Genomic DNA, 18,670 nt, shown 5'->3' with positions numbered 1-18,670 from the left:
GAGAAGAACTCCGAGGGCCGGGGCATGTCTGCGTCACCCGGTCAGGAGACGGTGACCTTGGGCGCGGCCTCCGGAACCTCCGGAACCTCCCGAACGCGGTCCGCCCTGGGCGCCCGCACCCCGGTCGCCGCGACCAGCGCACCGATCGCCACCATGGCCAGCGGCACCACCAGCGCCGCCCGGAACCCGTCGAGCCCGCCGCCCGCGATCCCGTACACCGCCGTCACCGCCGAGATGCCGACCGCCGAGCCGAACTGCACCGCGGTCGTCAGCAGCCCGCTCGCGAGCCCCTGCTCCTCCTCCGCGATGCCGTCGGTGGCGGCGATCGTCAGCGGTCCATAGGCGAGGGCGAAGGCGAGCCCGGTCAGCAGCAGGGTCGGGAACATCGCCGCGTACGACCAGTCCGGACCGACCGGCAGGAACAGCGCGTACGAACCGATCGCGAGCACGAACCCGCCGAGGATCACCCGGGCGTTGCCGAACCGCGCCACGAGCCGCGGGGTCAGCGTGGGGGCGAGGATCGCGTCGACGCCCATGACGAGCAGGGCGAACGCGGTCTCCAGGGAGGACCAGCCGCGCAGCTCCTGGAGGTAGAGCGTCGCGACGAACTGGAAGCCGAAGAACGAGCCGACGAACAGCAGCGCCCCGAGGTCGGCCCGGACGGTGGACGCCTTGCGGAGCAGCCCGAGGCGCACGAGCGGGGCGGTGGCCCGGCGTTCGACGGCGACGAAGACCCCGGCGAGGACGAGGCCGGCGGCGGCGACCAGCGCGGTCAGCGGCCAGCCGTCGAGGCCGTGCTCCAGCCGGACGATCCCGAAGGCGAGGAGCAGCATGGCCCCGGCGGCCGTCAGCGCGCCTGCCAGGTCGAAGCCGCCGGCCGCCTTCTCGGGCCGCGCCTCCCTGGGGACCAGCCGCGCCGCGGCGAGCAGGACGGCGGCGGCGAGCAGGACCGGCGCGAAGAAGACCCAGCGCCAGCCGAGCTGGGTGAGCAGCCCGCCGATGACGAGCCCGAGGGTGAAGCCACCGGCGGCCGTGCCCGCGAAGACCAGCAGCGCCTGGTTGCGCTGCGGGCCCTCCTCGTAGGAGGTGGTGATGATCGACATCGCGGCGGGGGTCATGAACGCGGCGGCGACGCCGGTCACGAAGCGCGCCGTGATCAGCATCCAGCCCTCGGTCGCGAAGCCGCCGAGACCGGAGAAGAGCAGGAAGACGGTGAGCCAGCCGAGGAACATCCGGCGGCGGCCGAGGAGGTCGGCGGCGCGGCCGCCGAGGAGGGTGAAGCCGGCGTAGCCGAGGACGTACGCCGACATCACCCAGGCCGCGGTACCGGTGGACAGGTCCAGATCGGATCTGATGCTCGGCACCGCCACGGCGAGCATGGCGACGTCGATGCCCTCGAGGAAGATCGTGCCGCAGAGGACGAGGAGGAGGGCCCAGGCGCGTGCGGGCATGGATGCGGACATGGCTGCCTCCAGGCAGGAAGGGGGAGGGGCGGTTACCGGCCAGAGGGTCGGTTCTCTCTTGTAACCACCTGCATCCTGCGGCAGCATGCGATGCCATGGAAGAAGGCACTTTGAAGTCACCGAGTCACTGCGAAGTCACCTACGCCGAGGGCCACGAGGGCGACACGGACCCCTTCCAGTGGGACACGCGGGAGGACTGCGAGGTACGCCAGATCCTCGACCGGGTCGCCGACAAGTGGTCCCTGCTGGTCATCGCCCTGCTCGACCGCCGCAAGCTGCGCTTCACGGAGCTGCGGCGGGAGATCGACGGGATCAGCCAGCGGATGCTCACGGTCACGCTGCGCCAGCTGGAGCGGGACGGCCTGGTGAAGCGGACGGTGCACCCGGTGGTCCCGCCGCGCGTGGACTACGAACTCACCCCGCTGGGCGGCACGTTGCACACGACGATCCGCTCGCTGGTGACGTGGACGGAGCACCACCAGAACGAGATCGCGGCGGCGCGAGAGGCGTACGACGCGAAGGAGGCGGCGGAGGCGGCAGCGGCCGCGGTCTGACACGGGGCGGGGTGCGGCGCCTGGACGGGCCCCGGCGCCCCGCCTCAAGGCCCCTACGGCAGCGGCTCCGTGGCCTCTCCCGCGCCGTGCGCACGCGCCCGGTGCGCACGGACCTTGTGGCGGTTGCCGCAACGCTCCATGGCGCACCAGCGGCGGCGCCCGGGGCGGGAGGTGTCCACGAACAGCAGAGCGCAGTTGTCGGCGCCGCATTCGCGGATCCGGTCGGCGTGGGGGCCGGTGAACAGGTCGATCGCGTCGCGGGCGACGGTCGAGAGCAGCGCGGTCGCGGTGGCCCCCGGACCCCAGGCGTGCACCCCGTCGGCGGTCATGCGCGGGACGAGCGGGGGCGGGGCGGCGGCCTCGTTGACGAGGGCGAGGCCCTCCGGCGCGTACGCGCGGCCTTCCGTACGGGCGCGGGCGAGCCCCCACAGGACGTTCCGCACCTCCCGTACCCGCTCCAGCTCGCACGCCGTGACCGTCACGTCGAGCTCGGGCCCGAGCCGGCACCGTCGTACCCAATCCAGCAGCCCCTCCGCCGAGTCGAGGACCTCGAACCGCGCGGCCACGGGCCCCGGGCCGCCCGTGAGCAGCAGCTCCAGACAGAGCGCGCCCGCATCGAAGCGGAACACCTGCCCATCGGGGTGAATCAGGGTCATGCCTGTTGTGGCTGGGATCACGAAACCACTATAACTGGTTACATGACCGCACTGCATTGGAAGCTCGTGATCGACGCCGCCGACCCGCACGCCCAGGCCGCGTTCTGGGCCGCCGCCCTCGGCTATCTGGAAGAGGACAACAGCGCCCACATCAAGCGCCTTCTCGGCCTCGGCGTACTCCCGGCCGAGCTGACCGTCACGGTCTCCGACCGCCTCGCGTTCCGCGATCTGATCGCCGTCCGCCATCCCGACGACCCCTACGAGGAGGCGACCGGCATCGGCCAGGGCCGCCGGATCCTCTTCCAGCGCGTCCCGGAGGAGAAGACCGTCAAGAACCGTCTCCATCCGGACCTCCACGTCGCCCCCGGCACCCGGGACGCGGAGGTCGAGCGCATGGAGAAGCTCGGCGCCTCGGTCCTGCGCCGGGTGGAGGAGCCGGGCGGCGCGTGGGTGGTCATGACGGACCCGGAGGGCAACGAGTTCTGCGTGCAGTGACGTTCAGGGGCGCCGCACCTCGAACTGGAAGCAGCCGTACTCGACGGCCCTGACGTGCACGAGCGCCACCTGGGGTTCGGCGAACGCCTCCGCGAAGGCCTTGTCGAAGCCCTCGGTCGCCTCGGCCGGGATCTCCAGGAGCCGTCCGCCGACGATCCGTCCCTCGGAGTCGTAACGGCGCAGAGTACGCAGGGCGCCGGGCCGGTCGAAGGGGTACGCCGCCGCGTCGACGGCCGGCCCGGCGCACTCCTCCGCGTGGATGAAGACCGGCCCCTGCTCGTCGTACGCCCCGGGTGCGGCCCCGGTCTCGGCGGCCCAGCGCCGCAGCGGCGCGTACGAGACGAGCGCGATCCGCTCCCCGGCCGAGAAGGGCCGCAGACAGCAGCGCAGCGGGCTCCCGCCCTCGGTTGCGGTGTACGGGACACAGGGCTGCCCGGCGTCGTCCACGACCCGGAGTTCGGCGAGGGCGGCGGGCTCGATGGGGCGTGCGGTGTAGGTGGTCATGGGCCAAGCCTCACGCGCCCGCGCGGGACGCGCTGGCGGGATTCGGACGCCGCGTTCCGGGTGAGGGCGCCCCTGTGCGGCGATCCGGACCGCTTCCGGCGCCTCCGGCCGGTCGGACTCACCGTCGAGAACGCCCGGCCGGCGGGCCGTCCGATGAGCGAACACCCCTGACCGGTTTCCGCTCTTGACGACAAGTCACCTTCGCACTGAACATTCAGCACGCACAGACGTACGTCGCACAATCGCACCATGCACAGCTCCAGCGCCTCGTGGCACCCACGCCCCGGGGCGTCTCGCACGTTTCCGTCCCATCCCCGTTCGGAATCCGGAGCCCCCACATGAAGTTCTCCGTGCCCAGACGCGCCGCCGCACTCTCCGCCGTCGCCGCGCTCGCCCTCGCCGGGTTCACCGGCGCCTCCGCGAACGCCGCGCCCGCCGCGGTCGCCGCACCCGACATCCCGCTCGCCAACGTCAAGCAGCACCTCACCGACCTGCAGTCGATCGCCTCCGCCAACGGTGGCAACCGCGCCCACGGCCGTACCGGCTACAAGGCGTCCATCGACTTCGTGAAGGCCAAGCTGGACGCGGCCGGATACACCACCACCGTCCAGCAGTTCACCTCCAGCGGCGCCACCGGCTACAACCTGATAGCCGACTGGCCGGGCGGTGACCCGAACCAGGTCCTCATGGCCGGAGCGCACCTCGACTCCGTCACCTCCGGCGCCGGCATCAACGACAACGGCTCCGGTTCCGCCGCCGTCCTCGAGACCGCTCTCGCCGTCTCCCGGGCGGGCCTCCAGCCCACGAAGCATCTGCGTTTCGGCTGGTGGGGCGCCGAGGAACTCGGTCTCGTCGGCTCGAAGTACTACGTGAACAACCTGCCGTCGGCCGAACGCTCCAAGGTCTCCGGCTACCTGAACTTCGACATGATCGGTTCACCGAACCCGGGCTACTTCGTCTACGACGACGACCCGGCGATCGAGCAGACCTTCAAGGACTACTTCGCCGGCATCGGCGTGCCCACCGAGATCGAGACCGAGGGCGACGGCCGCTCCGACCACGCCTCGTTCAAGAACGTCGGCATCCCCGTCGGCGGTCTGTTCACCGGTGCCAGCCGGGTGAAGTCCAGTGCCCAGGTGCAGAAGTGGGGCGGTACGGCCACGGCCTTCGACCGCTGCTACCACTCCTCCTGCGACTCGACCTCGAACATCAACGACACCGCCCTCGACCGCAACAGCGACGCCGTCGCCCACGCGATCTGGACGCTGTCGGCCGGTACCACCACGCCGCCGCCCGGCAAGGTCTTCGAGAACGCGGCGGACGTGTCGATCCCGGACAACGGCGCCGCGGTGACCTCCACGGTCAACGTCACCGGCGTCACCGGCAACGCGCCCTCCGCCCTCAAGGTGGACGTGAACATCGTCCACACCTACCGCGGTGACCTCGTCGTCGACCTCGTCGCCCCCGACGGCTCGGTCTACAACCTGCACAACCGGTCCGGCGGCAGCGCCGACAACCTCGTCCAGGCCTACACCGTGAACGCCTCCTCGGAGGTCGCCAACGGCGCCTGGAAGCTCCGCGTACAGGACCGGGCCGCGCAGGACACCGGCTACATCAACAGCGTCAAGCTCACGTTCCCGTAAGCGCGGAGCAGCAGAACTCCCGGGTGGGTCGGTGACCACAGCCCCCGACCCGCCCGGGGTCCCACTCCGCGTCACTTGGCGGCGTTCGCCGCCTCCACCAGCGCGTCCTTGGTGACCGCGCCGACGTACACCTTGCCGTCGTCCGTCATCAGGGCGTTGACGAGCTTCGTCTTGAAGACCGTGCCCGAGCCGAACTTCCCGGTGACCTTGTCCCCGAGCGCGTCCAGGAAGCCCTGGACCTCCTTCGGGGCCTCGTCCGTCTTCGGGGCCGCGGCACCGGTGTCGAACGTCGCGATCGACGTCCAGCCCTCGCCGATGACGTTCGGGCCCTCTCCGCCGCCGAGGTCCCCGAGGCCGCCGAACTGCTTCCCGAACTCCTTGCCGAAGTCCTCCGGGGCCTTCTCGTGCTCCGCACCGCCCTCCGTCACCTTGGCGCCCTTCGGCACCTTGAAGTCGAACGTGGACGCCGCCGGCCTGCCGAAGTCGACCTTCGTGAAGCCCGCGTCGACGACCGGCTTGCCGCCGTCGACCGAGGCGAGGGTGAACTTCAGCGGGGTGCCGTTCTGCGCGTCCACCGCGACCTTCACCGACTCGACCATCGAGCCGCTCTGCTTCGGCTTGATGACCAGCTGGTACGCGTCCCGGCCGGCCACCTTCGCCGTGCCGCCCACCGTGATCGACGTGGTGCCGTCCGCGGCCTTCAGGATCTCGTCGGCGAGCTCCTTCGGCGTGGCCGGAAGCTCCTTCTCCGGGGCCTTCCCGGCCCCGTCCGCCTTCTCGTGGAAGACCTCGTTCGACTTGCTGTCGTAGCCCCACACGTCGGAGCCGTTGTGGATCAGGCTGTACTCGTCCGAGCCGTCCAGGATCGTCAGCTTCTGCCGGTCCGGACCGTCGGCGGCCACGCGCAGCGTGTGCGTGCCCGAGACGAGCTGCGTCAGCTTCTCCTGCGGGTCCGCGGAAGCCGGGCCCGAGCCGCCGCCGAGGGAGCCGGCCAGGCCCGCCACCGACGGCAGGCCCAGGTCGGTGCTCACCTTGAACGTGCCGGACAGCGTCTGCGTCTCCGACGCCGCGATCTTCTCGATCAGCTGCTGCGCCGTGATCTCCGGCAGGTCCGGGTCACCGGACGCCGCGAGAGCCGGTACGAGCCCGATGGTCGCAGCGGCCACTCCGGCCACCGCGACCGGGACGATGTAGCGGCTCGCCTTACGGTTGTCTGCCATGGTCTGTCCCTACCTCCGTGGTCGATGACTCCATCTGACCAAAGACGGGAGGCGGAAACGTCAGCCCCCGGGCTCAACCTGGCGTACTGCTACGGGATGACCCGACCCTGAGAGCCCCTAGGCCCTGCCTTCCGGATCCCGCCGGGCTCGCGACGCCTGGCACGCGCATCTGCCGCGTTGTCGTCAGTCGTCGACGTCCCCCGTAGCCCTTCGGGCACGGGAGGTGCCCCCACCGCGTGGACTCCATCCTCCGCCTTGCAGCTGCACGCACCAGACGCCGCTCGCTGATCCGGCCTGATCCGAAAGGCAGGGCCTAGCCCGCGCGGTGGACCACCGCGTCGCAGAGCTCCTGCAGAGCCGACTTGGCGTACCCCTCGGGCAGCGGCGCCAGCATCGCCCGCGCCTCCTCCGCGTAGCGCACGGTGTCCCGGCGGGCCTGCTCCAGGGCGGGGTGGACGCGGAGCCGTCGCAGGGCCTCCGCGTGGCGTGCGTCGTCGCTCAGGTCGCTGTCGACGAGCTCGACCAGCTCCACGTCCTCCGGGCGCCCGTGGGCCGCCGCGGCCGCGCGCAGGTGGAGCACCGGCAGGGTCGGGATGCCCTCGCGCAGGTCCGTGCCGGGGGTCTTGCCGGACTCGTGGGAGTCGGAGGCGATGTCGAGGACGTCGTCGGCGAGCTGGAAGGCGACGCCGAGGCGCTCGCCGTACTGGGTGAGGATGTCGACGACGCCCTCGTCCGCGCCGGACATCATCGCGCCGAAGCGGCAGGAGACGGCGACGAGCGAGCCGGTCTTGCCGCCGAGGACGTCGAGGTAGTGGTCGACGGGGTCGCGGTCGCCCTGCGGGCCCGCGGTCTCCAGGATCTGGCCGGTGACCAGACGTTCGAACGCCTCCGACTGGATGCGTACGGCCTCGGGTCCGAGGTCCGCCAGCGTGTGCGAGGCGCGGGCGAAGAGGAAGTCACCCGTCAGGACGGCGATCGAGTTGCCCCATCGGGTGTTCGCGGAGTCGACGCCGCGCCGCACGTCCGCCTCGTCCATGACGTCGTCGTGGTAGAGCGTGGCGAGGTGGGTGAGCTCGACGACGACGGCCGAGGGCACGACACCCGGCGCGTACGGGTCGCCGAACTGGGCGGCGAGCATCACGAGCAGCGGCCTGAAGCGCTTGCCGCCCGCCAGGACGAGATGCTGCGCGGCCTCCGTGATGAAGGGGATCTCGCTCTTGGTGGCGTCGAGGAGCCCTGCCTCCACGGCCGCCAATCCGGTCTGGACATCGGCCTCAAGAGCCTGGTCCCGCACGCTAAGACCGAACGGCCCGACGACGGTCACGAGGGGGTCTCCTGTCTGCTGACGCCTGCTGACGATCACACGGATTGTCGATGTGTCGCTCGATTCACTCAAGTCAGCGTATCCGGTCGCCTTTCGATCAACATGGGCGCCTTCCCGCCACCCCCGGTATGTTCGTGATCAGCTCATACGACCAGGAGTAGGCGCTTTGTCCCGAACAGTGATCGATTCCGGCCCGAACGGCGAGCAGCCGCCGCCCGAAGACGATCATGCCTTCTTCCGTCGGCCGAGGGGGCTCCTCCCCCTCTCGGGCCCGAAGGTCCGGGAGCGATTCTCCTTCCTCCTTCCTCGGGACGCAGACGGTCCTCGTCCTCCGCTTCGCCGACACCGCCGCGGCCGGCCGGTTCGCCGACCGCGTCCTCGGCTCCTACCGGGCCGTGCTGTGCGGCCGCGCCCCGATCGCCTTCGGCCACTGCTCCATGGGGGTATCGGCCGCCGGCCCGACCTGCGTCGGGCTCGGCCCGATCAGCGCGGGCGCGGGCCTGCTCCCGTGCGTCCTCGGCCGCCGTCACCTGGCCGGGCGCAAGCACTCGGCCGAGTTCGCGCCGACCCTGCGCGCCAGGGCCCGACCCTCGCCGCTCCGCGGCGCCATGGCCGTTGCACCGTGGGCCTCGTCGTGATCGCCCTCGCGCCCCTGCCGCGCCGCACCATGCACCCCGTCCTCTGAGGTTGGTCCGCCATGCGCATCCGTACCGAGTTCCCGTACGAGACGACCCACGAAGATGTCCGGATCCCGATCCCCGAGGGCACCTCCCAGGCCGAAGGCTCCGGGGGAGGCACGAGGCTCTACGCCCGGATCTGGCGGCCGGTCACCGACGAGCCCGTCCCCGCCCTCCTGGAGTACCTGCCGTACCGCCTCACGGACTGGACGGCGCCCCGCGACCGGCAGCGCCACCCCTGGTACGCCGGACACGGCTACGCCTCCGTACGCGTCGACGTGCGCGGCCACGGCAACAGTGAGGGCCTGCCGGGCGACGAGTACGACGCCGTCGAGCTGGCCGACGGCGTCGCGGTGGTGAACTGGCTGGCCGAGCAGCCGTGGTGCTCGGGGAAGGTCGGCATGTTCGGCATCTCCTGGGGCGGCTTCAACGCGCTCCAGATCGCCGCGCTGGCCCCCGAGCCGCTGAAGGCGGTCGTCACCGTCTGCTCGACCGACGACCGCTACGACAACGACGTCCACTACATGGGCGGCTCCGTGCTCGCCGTGGACATGCACGCCTGGGCGGCCACCATGCTCGCCTTCGTCTCCCGGCCGCCGGACCCGCGGTACGTGGGCGAGGAGTGGCGGGAGATGTGGCTGACGCGCCTGGAGGCGGTGGACCCGTTCATCCACACCTGGCTCGCCCACCAGACCCGCGACGAATACTGGAAGCACGGCAGCGTCTGCGAGGACTACGGCGCGATCCGGGCGGCCGTCCTCGCGGTGGGCGGCTGGCACGACCCGTACCGGGACACCGTGCTGCGACTGGTGGAGCACCTCCCCCAGGACCGGGTGCGCGGGATCATCGGCCCCTGGTCGCACCAGTACCCGGACCGGGGTCTGCCGCCGGGCCCGGCGATCGGCTTCCTCCAGGAGACCCTGCGCTGGTGGGACCACCACCTCAAGGGCACGGACAACGACGTGATGGCGGAGCCGCTGCTGCGTTCCTGGATCAGCGAGTCGCACCCGCCGGCCACCGTCTACGAGGAGCTGCCGGGCCGCTGGGTCGCCGACCCCGCCTGGCCGTCCCCGAACGTCACCCCCGTGACGTACGCCTTCCAGGGCGAGCCGGTGCTCGTCGACTCCCCGCAGCAGACCGGCCTGGACGCGGGCCGCTTCTTCCCCTTCGGCAACGACGCCGATCTGCCGCCCGACCAGCGCGACGAGGACGCCCACTCGGCCTGCTTCGACTTCGCGGTCCCGGAGGACGGCGCGCCGATCGAGATCCTGGGCCGGCCGCGGGTGAGCCTGTCGCTGCGCGCCGGTGCGCCGACGGGACAGGTGATCGCCCGCCTCTGCGACATCGCGCCGGACGGCTCCTCGACGCTCGTCACGCGGGGCGTGCTGAACCTGTCCGCCCGCTACGGCCGCGACCGCGCGGTGGAGGCGCAGCTCGGCGAGGACGAGGACCATGTCTTCGAGCTGAACGGCATCGGCCACACCTTCCCGCCCGGCCACCGGGTCCGCCTCGCGGTCTCCTCCGCGTACTGGCCGTGGATCTGGCCGCAGCCCGACGCGGCGGGCTTCACGCTCGACCCGGCCTCCTCGAACCTGACGCTGCCGGTCCGTCGGCACACGGACGACGCCGTGGAGTGGGAGGAGCCGGAGCAGTCCGAACCGCTGGGCGTGGTCGTTCCGGCGACGCTGGAGGAACCCCGCCCGGAACGGCTGGTGGTGCGGGATGTGGCCAAGGGCGAATGGAAGCTGGAGGTCGACCCCCGTTACGGCGGCACTCGGGTCCATCCGGACGGCCTGGAATACACGGAGGACGCACTGGAGACGTACACCATCGTCGAGGACGATCCCCTCTCCGCCCGCACCCGCTCGGACTGGTCGATCCGGCTGCACCGCCCGGAGTTGGCGTGGAACGTCACGGTCGAGTCGCGTTCGGAGATCTCCTGCGACGCGAACGCATTCGTCACGTCGAACGAGGTGGTGTGCAAAGAGGGCGGGGAGGTTCTTTTCCACCGGACGTGGGAGAAACGGATTCCACGGACGGCGGGGTGAACGGGAAAGAAAGGAGGCCCGCATTCCAGGTGGAATGCGGGCCCCTCAGTCACTGCTCGGATCAGGCGTTCGAGCCGGCCTTACGGCGACGGACGACGAACATCGCACCGGCGCCGAGCGCGACGGCCGCGGCGCCCGCGAGGGCGATCTGCGGGACGACGTCGTTCGAGCCGGTCTTGGCGAGCGAGCCGTCGGTGGAGCCCGTGGTCCCACCGTTCACCGGAGTGGTGGAGGTGCCGCCCTGCGGGGTGGTGTTGGTGTTGCCGGGCTTGCCCTTGGCGTCGTCCACCTTGCCCGGGTTGCTGCCCTTGGCCAGGATGGCGAACTCGTAGTACTCCAGGTCCGGAGTACCACCGCAGGACTCGTCCTCGTTCCAGTAGTCACCGGCGACGAAGGCGGCACCCTGGCCGGCCGGGGTCTTCGCGTCGAGCTTCAGCCGCAGCTTGACGTCGGTGGAGGACTTGGCGTTCAGCGCGCCGACGAAGAGGCTCTCACCGGGGTTGACGTCCTCCCACTGCGGGTCGGCCGCGGTGGACCACTCGAGGTCGAGGTACTTGTCGAGCTCCTTGATGCCCTTCTCGTCGAAGGCGTGGACGGCGGCGTACGGGTACACCTCGTCCATCTTCTTGTCGGTGCCGTTGGTGACGCGCAGCGTGAAGTTCACGGTGGTGCCGGCGACGACCTTCTCGGGCAGGCCGTGGACGACGGTGGTGAACTTGGACTCCGGCACGCACTCCTCGACCGGCTCCTCACCCTCCTCGGCCTCGGCGTCGGCGAGCGCCTTCTTGGCGGCGTCGAGGGTCTTGAGGGCGGTCTCCTTGGCCTGCTTGGCGACCTCGGTAGCACGCGCCTTGGCGACGCGCTCGTCGTCGACAGCCGTGCCGGCCGCGACCAGCTTGGCGTCGGCCTCGGTCTTGGTCGTGGCGGCGGCCTCGGCGGCCGTCTTGGCCTCGGCGACGGCCTGCTCCGCGGCGGTCTTGGCCTCGGGCGTGGCATCGGCGGGCAGCGCGGCCAGGTCGGCCTCGGCCTTGACCAGCTTGGCGTCGGCCTCGGTCTTGGCCGTGGCGGCGGCCTCGGCGGCCGTCTTGGCAGCGGCCTTGGCGACCACCAGCGGGTGGTCGTCCTTGGTCGTGGCCTCGAGAGCCTTCACGGCGTCGTTGTGGGCGATGACGGCGATGTCGTACGCCTTCTGCGCGTCCGACACCGCCTTCTTCAGCTGCTCGAGCGAGGGCTGCTCGTCCTGCGTCTGCGCCGGCGCGGCCGGCTTGGTGTCGGCGAACGCCGGAGCGGCCGAGAGGAAGACGACGGGCGTCGTCACGGCGGCGGCCACGGCCGTCGCGAGAATGCGGCGAATCTTCAAGGCGGACCTTTTCTGGTCGAACGAAGATGAAAGAAATGGGGGGTCGCGCCTGCGGGGACTTCACGCGGTGCGACGTTGCCGAGATCGTATGACCCGAATAAGGGTCGGGAAAAGCGGTAATTGAACGCGCTCAGTCGCACAGCCGCCGCACAGCATGCATAAAGCGCGCGAACATGGACAGTTGTGCACGGAGGCCTCACTTTCTGTGTGACCCATGTCATCCACGCCGAGCGGCCCGCCCCGTAACGTGTCCCCCACACCTGTGGAAAGCGAGGCAAGCACCGATGCCCGAGCAGTCCCCGCTCGACCTCGCCGAAGGCGATCCCTTCGGCCCGCACAACCTTCCGTACGGCGTCTTCTCCACCGCCGACGAGCCCGATCGGCGGAGGGTCGGCGTCCGCATCGGCGGTCATGTCCTCGACGCGGGAGCGGCGGCGCACGCCCTCGGGTCCCCCTATGCCGCTCTGCTCGCGCAGCCCAGCCTCAACCCGCTGCTGGCCGCCGGACGGACCGCCTGGCGCGATGTGCGCCGCGCCCTGACCGCCTGGGTGACCGTGCCTGCCCACCGGCCGGACATAGAGCCCCTGCTGCACCCGCTGGACGCGGTCACGATGCACCTGCCGTTCGAGGTCGCGGACTACGTGGACTTCTACGCGAGCGAGCACCACGCCACCAACGTCGGCCACATCTTCCGCCCGGACGGCGACGCGCTCACGCCGAACTGGAAGCATCTGCCGATCGGCTACCACGGTCGCGCGGGCACGGTCGTGGTCTCCGGCACCGATGTCGTACGCCCCTCCGGGCAGCGCAAGGCGCCCACGGACGCGGCGCCCGTCTTCGGCCCTTCGGTGAAGCTGGACATCGAGGCGGAGGTCGGCTTCGTCGTCGGCACCCCGTCCGCGCACGGCACGCCGGTCGCGCTCGGGGACTTCCGTGAGCACGTCTTCGGGCTCACGCTCCTCAACGACTGGTCGGCGCGGGACATCCAGGCCTGGGAGTACGTGCCGCTCGGCCCGTTCCTCGGCAAGTCGTTCGCGACGTCCGTGTCGGCCTGGGTGACCCCCCTGGAGGCCCTGGACGCGGCCCGCACCGCGCCGCCGGCCCGGGACTTCGATCTGCTGCCGTACCTGGACGACTCCGCCGACGAGGAGCCCGGCGGTTTCGACCTGCGGATCACGGTCGAGATCAACGGCGAGGTGGTCTCGGAGCCGCCGTTCGCCACGATGTACTGGACGGCCGCCCAGCAGCTCGCCCACATGACGGTCAACGGCGCTTCGCTGCGGACCGGTGACCTGTACGGCTCCGGCACGGTCTCGGGCCCCGAGGTGCACCAGCGCGGCTCGCTGCTCGAACTGACGTGGAACGGCCGCGACGCGCTCGAACTCCCCACCGGGAAGCGGACGTTCCTGGAGGACGGCGACGTGGTCACGCTCACCGCGTGGGCGCCGGGCCCGGACGGTACGCAGGTCGCGCTCGGCGAGGTGACCGGCCGGATCGTTCCGGCTCCGTAGCCGCAGACATACGTCAGGGCCCGGCCCCCGCGCGAGCGGAGACCGGGCCCTGACGACGTCGGCCTACCTCACGAAGACACTCGCCTGGCCCGCCAGATCGAGGAAGTACTGCGGCGCGAGACCGAGCACCAGCGTCACGACGACGCCGACCGTGATCGTGGCGGTCGTGAAGCCCGAGGGCACGGCGACCGTGGGGCCGTCCGCCTTCGGCTCGCTGAAGAACATCAGCACGATCACCCGGATGTAGAAGAACGCGGCGATCGCCGACGAGAGGACGCCGACGACGACCAGGGCGCCCGCGCCACCCTCCGCCGCCGCCTTGAAGACCGCGAACTTGCCGGAGAATCCGGAGGTCAGCGGGATGCCGGCGAAGGCGAGCAGGAAGACCGCGAAGACCGCGGCCACGAGCGGTGAACGGCGGCCCAGACCAGCCCACTTGGACAGGTGCGTCGCCTCGCCGCCCGCGTCCCGGACCAGCGTGACGACCGCGAACGCGCCGATCGTCACGAAGGAGTACGCGCCCAGGTAGAAGAGCACCGAGGAGATGCCGGTGGGCGTGGCGGCGATGACACCGGCCAGCAGGAAGCCCGCGTGTGCGATGGAGGAGTACGCGAGGAGCCGCTTGATGTCGGTCTGGGTGATCGCGACGATCGCGCCGCCCAGCATGGTGACGATGGCGACGCCCCACATGACCGGCCGCCAGTCCCAGGTGAGACCCGGCAGCACCACGTACAGCAGACGCAGCAGCGCGCCGAACGCGGCCACCTTCGTCGCGGCCGCCATGAAGCCGGTGACCGGGGTCGGCGCGCCCTGGTAGACGTCCGGGGTCCACATGTGGAACGGCACGGCGCCGACCTTGAAGAGCAGCCCCATCAGGACCAGGGCGAAGCCGATGAGCAGCAGGACGTCGTTGCCCATGGTCTGGGCGAGGGCCGGGTTCACCGCGGCGACCGAACCGTCGACGACGTCGGCGATGGTGGCGTACGAGACGGAGCCCGCGTAGCCGTAGAGCAGGGCGATCCCGAAGAGCAGGAACGCCGAGGAGAAGGCGCCGAGCAGGAAGTACTTGACCGCCGCCTCCTGCGACATCAGCCGCTTGCGGCGGGCTACGGCGCAGAGCAGGTAGAGCGGGAGGGAGAAGACCTCCAGGGCGATGAAGAGCGTCAGGAGGTCGTTGGCGGCGGGGAAGACCAACATGCCGGCGATGGCGAACAGCGCGAGCGGGAACACCTCGGTGGTGGTGAATCCGGCCTTGGTCGCGGCCTTCTCCTGCTCGCCGCCGGGGACGGCTGCGGCCTCGGCGGCGAAGGAGTCGACCTTGTGGCCGTGGTCGGCCGGGTCGAGCCGGCGCTCGGCGAAGGTGAAGACCGCGACGATCGAGGCCAGCAGAATGGTGCCCTGCAGGAAGAGCGCCGGGCCGTCGACGGCGATGGCGCCCATGGCCGCGATGTGGGCCTTGGTGGAGCCGTAGCCCCCGGCGGCGAGGCCGACGATGGCGGCGAACGCGGCCACGAGCGCCAGGACGGTGAGGAACACCTGGCTCTGGTAGCGGCCCTTGCGGGGCACGAAGGCCTCGACCAGGACGCTGAGGACCGCGGCGCCGACCACGATGAGTACGGGCGAGAGCTGGACGTACTCGATGTGGGGTGCCGGGATCTTGGTCAACGGCTCGGCGGCCGTCGTCCACAGGCTGTGGACAGCCGTCGCACTCACTTGGCCTCCACGGTTTGGAGAGGAACGGTGGGCTGGGGGTCACTCTGCTGGACGTCGGACATGGTGTGCATGACGGCCGGGTTGACGATGTCCGTCAGCGGCTTCGGGAACACCCCGAGGAAGATCAGCAGGGCGATCAGCGGGGCGACCACGACCAGTTCCCGCACCCGCAGGTCCGGCATCGTCCGGATCTCCTCCGTCGCCACCGGGCCCGTCATCGTCCGCTGGTACAGGACGAGGGTGTAGAGCGCGGCGAGGACGATGCCGGTGGTGGCGATGATGCCCGCCACCGGGTACCGGGCGAACGTGCCGACCAGGACTAGGAATTCACTCACGAAGGGCGCGAGGCCCGGCAGCGAGAGGGTGGCCAGGCCGCCGATCAGGAAGGTGCCGGCGAGCACCGGGGCGACCTTCTGCACACCGCCGTAGTCGGCGATGAGCCGCGAGCCGCGCCGGGAGATCAGGAAGCCGGCGACCAGCATCAGCGCGGCCGTCGAGATGCCGTGGTTGACCATGTAGAGCGTCGCGCCGCTCTGGCCCTGGCTGGTCATCGCGAAGATGCCCATGATGATGAAGCCGAAGTGCGAGATCGAGGCGTAGGCGACCAGGCGCTTGATGTCCCGCTGGCCGACCGCCAGCAGCGCCCCGTAGACGATGCTGACCAGCGCGAGCGCGATGATCACCGGGGTCGCCCACTTCGAGGCCTCCGGGAAGAGCTGGAGGCAGAAGCGGAGCATCGCGAACGTGCCGACCTTGTCGACCACCGCGGTGATGAGCACGGCGACCGGCGCGGTCGCCTCCCCCATCGCGTTCGGCAGCCAGGTGTGCAGCGGCCACAGCGGCGCCTTCACCGCGAAGGCGAAGAAGAAGCCGAGGAACAGCAGCCGTTCGGTGTTGGTCGCCATCTCCAGCGAGCCGTCGGCACGGGCGGCGGCGATCTCGGTGAGGGAGAAGTTCCCCGCGACCACGTAGAGCCCGATGACGGCGGCCAGCATGATGAGGCCGCCGACCAGGTTGTAGAGCAGGAACTTGACGGCCGCGTAGGAGCGCTGGGCCGCCGCGTTCTCGTCCGAGCCGGCGTGCGCCCGGTCGCCGAAGCCGCCGATGAGGAAGTACATCGGGATGAGCATGGCTTCGAACAGGATGTAGAAGAGGAAGACGTCGGTGGCCTCGAAGGAGAGGATCACCATCGCCTCGACCATCAGGATCAGGGCGAAGAAGCCCTGGGTCGGCCGCCAGCGGCTGCTCTTCGTCTCCAGAGGGTCGGCGTCGTGCCAGCCGGCCAGGATGATGAAGGGGATCAGCAGCGCGGTCAGCGCGATCAGCGCCACCCCGATGCCGTCCACGCCCAGTTCGTAGCGGACCCCGAAGTCCTTGATCCAGGAGTAGGACTCGACGAACTGGTAGCGGTCGCCGCCGGGTTCGAAGTCCACGAGGACGACGACGGCGAGGACGAGCGTGACGAGCGAGACGGTCAGCGCCAGCCACTTGGCGGCGGTGCGACGGGCGGCGGGGACGGCGGCGGTGAGGATCGCACCGACCGCCGGCACCGCTGCCGTCGCCGTCAGGATCGGGAACCCTGCGTTCACTACTTGCGACATGGCAGTTACACCGCCCTCATCAGCAGGGTCGCGGCGATCAGCACCGCCGTACCTCCGAACATGGAGACCGCATACGTGCGGGCGTAGCCGTTCTGCAGCTTGCGCAGCCGGCCGGACAGGCCCCCGACCGAGGCCGCGGTGCCGTTGACCACTCCATCGACCAGGGTGTGGTCGACATAGACGAGCGAGCGGGTGAGATGCGTGCCGCCCGTCACGAAGACGGCGTGGTTGAAGTCGTCCTGGAGCAGGTCGCGGCGGGCGGCCCGGGTGAGCAGGGAGCCGCGCGGTGCGGTGACCGGGACGGGCCTGCGCCCGTACTGGACGTACGCGAGTCCGACGCCGATCACCATGACGGCGACCGTGGCGGACGTGATGGCTCCGGCGCTGATCGGCGGGTGCCCGTGCTCGAACGAGGTCACCGGCTCCAGCCAGGTGATGAACCGGTCGCCGATGCTGAAGAAGCCACCCGCGAGAACGGACCCGAAGGCCAGCAGGATCATCGGCATCGTCATCGACTTCGGGGACTCGTGCGGGTGCGGCAGCTCGCCCTTCTCGTCGGGCTGCCAGCGCTTCTCGCCGAAGAAGGTCATCAGCATCACGCGGGTCATGTAGTACGCCGTGATGGCCGCACCGAGCAGCGTGACCGCGCCGAGGATCCAGCCCTCGGTGCCGCCCTTGGCGAAGGCCGCCTCGATGATCTTGTCCTTGGAGAAGAAGCCGGACAGGCCCGGGAAGCCGATGATCGCGAGATAGCCGAGGCCGAAGGTGACGAAGGTGATCGGCATGTACTTCCGCAGGCCGCCGTAACGGCGCATGTCGACCTCGTCGTTCATGCCGTGCATGACCGAACCGGCGCCGAGGAAGAGCCCGGCCTTGAAGAAGCCGTGCGTGACCAGGTGCATGATCGCGAAGACGTAACCGATGGGGCCGAGGCCCGCCGCCAGGATCATGTAGCCGATCTGCGACATCGTCGAACCGGCCAGGGCCTTCTTGATGTCGTCCTTCGCGCAACCGACGATCGCACCGAAGAGGAGCGTGACCGCGCCGACCACGACGACGACGAGCTGGGCGTCCGGGGCGGCGTTGAAGATGTCGGCGGAGCGGACGATGAGGTACACGCCGGCGGTGACCATCGTGGCCGCGTGGATGAGGGCCGAGACCGGGGTCGGGCCCTCCATCGCGTCCCCGAGCCAGGACTGCAGCGGCACCTGGGCCGACTTGCCGCAGGCCGCGAGGAGCAGCATCAGGGCGATCGCGGTCAGCGTGCCCTCGCTCGTCTCACCGGTCGCCTCCAGGACCGGCCCGAAGGCGAAGGTCCCGAAGGTGGTGAACATGATCATGATGGCGATCGACAGGCCCATGTCGCCGACCCGGTTGACCAGGAAGGCCTTCTTCGCGGCGGTGGCCGCGCTGGGCTTGTGCTGCCAGAAGCCGATCAGGAGGTACGAGGCGAGGCCGACGCCCTCCCAGCCGAAGTACAGCAGCAGGTAGTTGTCGGCGAGGACGAGGAGCAGCATCGCCGCGAGGAACAGGTTCAGATAGCCGAAGAAGCGGCGCTTGCGCTCGTCGTGCTCCATGTACCCGATCGAGTACACATGGATCAGCGAGCCCACGCCGGTGATCAGCAGCACGAACGTCATCGACAGCTGGTCGAGCTGGAAGGCCATCTCCGCCTGGAAGCCCTCGACGGGGATCCAGGTGTACAGGTGCTGGTACAGGGCCCGGTCGTCCGCGCTCTTGCCGAGCATGTCGGCGAAGAGCACGGCACCGATGACGAAGGAGACGGCCGCGAGCAGCGTGCCGAGCAGGGGCCCGGCCTTGTCCAGGCGCCGCCCGCCGCACAGCAGGACGGCCGCTCCCAGCAGGGGCGCCGCGACGAGCAGCGCAATCAGGTTCTCCAC

General features: G+C 70.5%; 14 protein-coding genes and 1 pseudogene. 6 read left to right on the top strand and 9 right to left on the bottom strand.

Annotated elements, in window-relative coordinates:
- Positions 1-41 precede the first annotated feature (41 nt).
- On the bottom strand, positions 42-1,451 hold the full coding sequence (locus tag ACFC0D_RS11295) for an MFS transporter (RefSeq protein ID WP_376433636.1): 1,410 nt from the start codon (positions 1,449-1,451) through the stop codon (positions 42-44).
- Positions 1,452-1,558: 107 nt separating this feature from the next.
- Between ACFC0D_RS11295 and ACFC0D_RS11290 the strand changes: the two genes are divergently transcribed.
- Positions 1,559-2,017 (top strand): winged helix-turn-helix transcriptional regulator, encoded by a 459-nt coding sequence (locus ACFC0D_RS11290; protein ID WP_376433545.1) that lies wholly within the window; start codon positions 1,559-1,561, stop codon positions 2,015-2,017.
- A gap of 53 nt (positions 2,018-2,070) precedes the next feature.
- Here the strand turns inward: ACFC0D_RS11290 and ACFC0D_RS11285 are convergent, their stop codons facing one another.
- Positions 2,071-2,673 carry a CGNR zinc finger domain-containing protein gene (locus ACFC0D_RS11285; protein ID WP_376433543.1) on the bottom strand — a complete coding sequence of 201 codons (603 nt, stop codon included), beginning with the start codon at positions 2,671-2,673 and terminating at the stop codon, positions 2,071-2,073.
- Positions 2,674-2,715: 42 nt separating this feature from the next.
- On the opposite strand from ACFC0D_RS11285, the gene ACFC0D_RS11280 reads away from it, so the two are divergent.
- A complete protein-coding gene (locus tag ACFC0D_RS11280; protein WP_376433541.1) occupies positions 2,716-3,168 on the top strand; it encodes a VOC family protein in 453 nt (150 codons plus the stop codon).
- A gap of 3 nt (positions 3,169-3,171) precedes the next feature.
- On the opposite strand, the gene ACFC0D_RS11275 is transcribed toward ACFC0D_RS11280, so the two are convergent.
- Positions 3,172-3,672: a DUF1203 domain-containing protein gene (locus ACFC0D_RS11275; RefSeq protein ID WP_376433539.1), complete on the bottom strand. Its 501-nt coding sequence runs from the start codon at positions 3,670-3,672 to the stop codon at positions 3,172-3,174.
- A gap of 338 nt (positions 3,673-4,010) precedes the next feature.
- Between ACFC0D_RS11275 and ACFC0D_RS11270 the strand changes: the two genes are divergently transcribed.
- Complete coding sequence (locus tag ACFC0D_RS11270) at positions 4,011-5,315, top strand: M28 family metallopeptidase (protein ID WP_376433537.1); 1,305 nt, start codon at positions 4,011-4,013, stop codon at positions 5,313-5,315.
- A 71-nt stretch (positions 5,316-5,386) separates the two neighbouring features.
- On the opposite strand, the gene ACFC0D_RS11265 is transcribed toward ACFC0D_RS11270, so the two are convergent.
- On the bottom strand, positions 5,387-6,535 hold the full coding sequence (locus tag ACFC0D_RS11265) for an outer membrane lipoprotein carrier protein LolA (protein WP_376433535.1): 1,149 nt from the start codon (positions 6,533-6,535) through the stop codon (positions 5,387-5,389).
- A gap of 313 nt (positions 6,536-6,848) precedes the next feature.
- Entirely contained in the window at positions 6,849-7,859 is a 1,011-nt protein-coding gene (locus ACFC0D_RS11260) for a polyprenyl synthetase family protein (protein ID WP_376433533.1), read from the bottom strand.
- Positions 7,860-8,025: 166 nt separating this feature from the next.
- On the opposite strand from ACFC0D_RS11260, the pseudogene ACFC0D_RS11255 reads away from it, so the two are divergent.
- Positions 8,026-8,494: pseudogene (locus tag ACFC0D_RS11255) on the top strand (hypothetical protein); the annotation flags it as partial.
- A gap of 62 nt (positions 8,495-8,556) precedes the next feature.
- The gene (locus ACFC0D_RS11250) at positions 8,557-10,584 is read left to right on the top strand and encodes a CocE/NonD family hydrolase (RefSeq protein ID WP_376433531.1); all 2,028 of its coding nucleotides are present in this window, start codon (positions 8,557-8,559) and stop codon (positions 10,582-10,584) included.
- Between the two features lie 61 nt (positions 10,585-10,645).
- On the opposite strand, the gene ACFC0D_RS11245 is transcribed toward ACFC0D_RS11250, so the two are convergent.
- Positions 10,646-11,944, bottom strand: a complete 1,299-nt coding sequence (locus ACFC0D_RS11245) for an LPXTG cell wall anchor domain-containing protein (RefSeq protein WP_376433529.1) — start codon at positions 11,942-11,944, stop codon at positions 10,646-10,648.
- A gap of 284 nt (positions 11,945-12,228) precedes the next feature.
- On the opposite strand from ACFC0D_RS11245, the gene fahA reads away from it, so the two are divergent.
- Positions 12,229-13,455 carry a fumarylacetoacetase gene (fahA, locus tag ACFC0D_RS11240; RefSeq protein WP_376433527.1) on the top strand — a complete coding sequence of 409 codons (1,227 nt, stop codon included), beginning with the start codon at positions 12,229-12,231 and terminating at the stop codon, positions 13,453-13,455.
- 63 nt (positions 13,456-13,518) lie between these two features.
- Here the strand turns inward: fahA and nuoN are convergent, their stop codons facing one another.
- From nuoN to nuoL, 3 genes are read right to left on the bottom strand one after another with little or no spacing between them, the layout of a single operon-like run.
- Positions 13,519-15,168 carry an NADH-quinone oxidoreductase subunit NuoN gene (gene nuoN / locus ACFC0D_RS11235; protein WP_376433525.1) on the bottom strand — a complete coding sequence of 550 codons (1,650 nt, stop codon included), beginning with the start codon at positions 15,166-15,168 and terminating at the stop codon, positions 13,519-13,521.
- A complete protein-coding gene (locus ACFC0D_RS11230; RefSeq protein ID WP_376433523.1) occupies positions 15,165-16,769 on the bottom strand; it encodes an NADH-quinone oxidoreductase subunit M in 1,605 nt (534 codons plus the stop codon). The genes nuoN and ACFC0D_RS11230 overlap by 4 nt, the downstream gene beginning before the upstream one ends.
- 5 nt (positions 16,770-16,774) lie before the next feature.
- Positions 16,775-18,670 (bottom strand): NADH-quinone oxidoreductase subunit L, encoded by a 1,896-nt coding sequence (gene nuoL, locus ACFC0D_RS11225; RefSeq protein ID WP_376433520.1) that lies wholly within the window; start codon positions 18,668-18,670, stop codon positions 16,775-16,777.

It is taken from the genome of Streptomyces sp. NPDC056222 (assembly GCF_042264065.1).
GTDB lineage: Bacteria > Actinomycetota > Actinomycetes > Streptomycetales > Streptomycetaceae > Streptomyces.
Note: the sequence above shows the minus strand (reverse complement) of the source record. Positions and strands in the feature narration are given on the sequence as shown.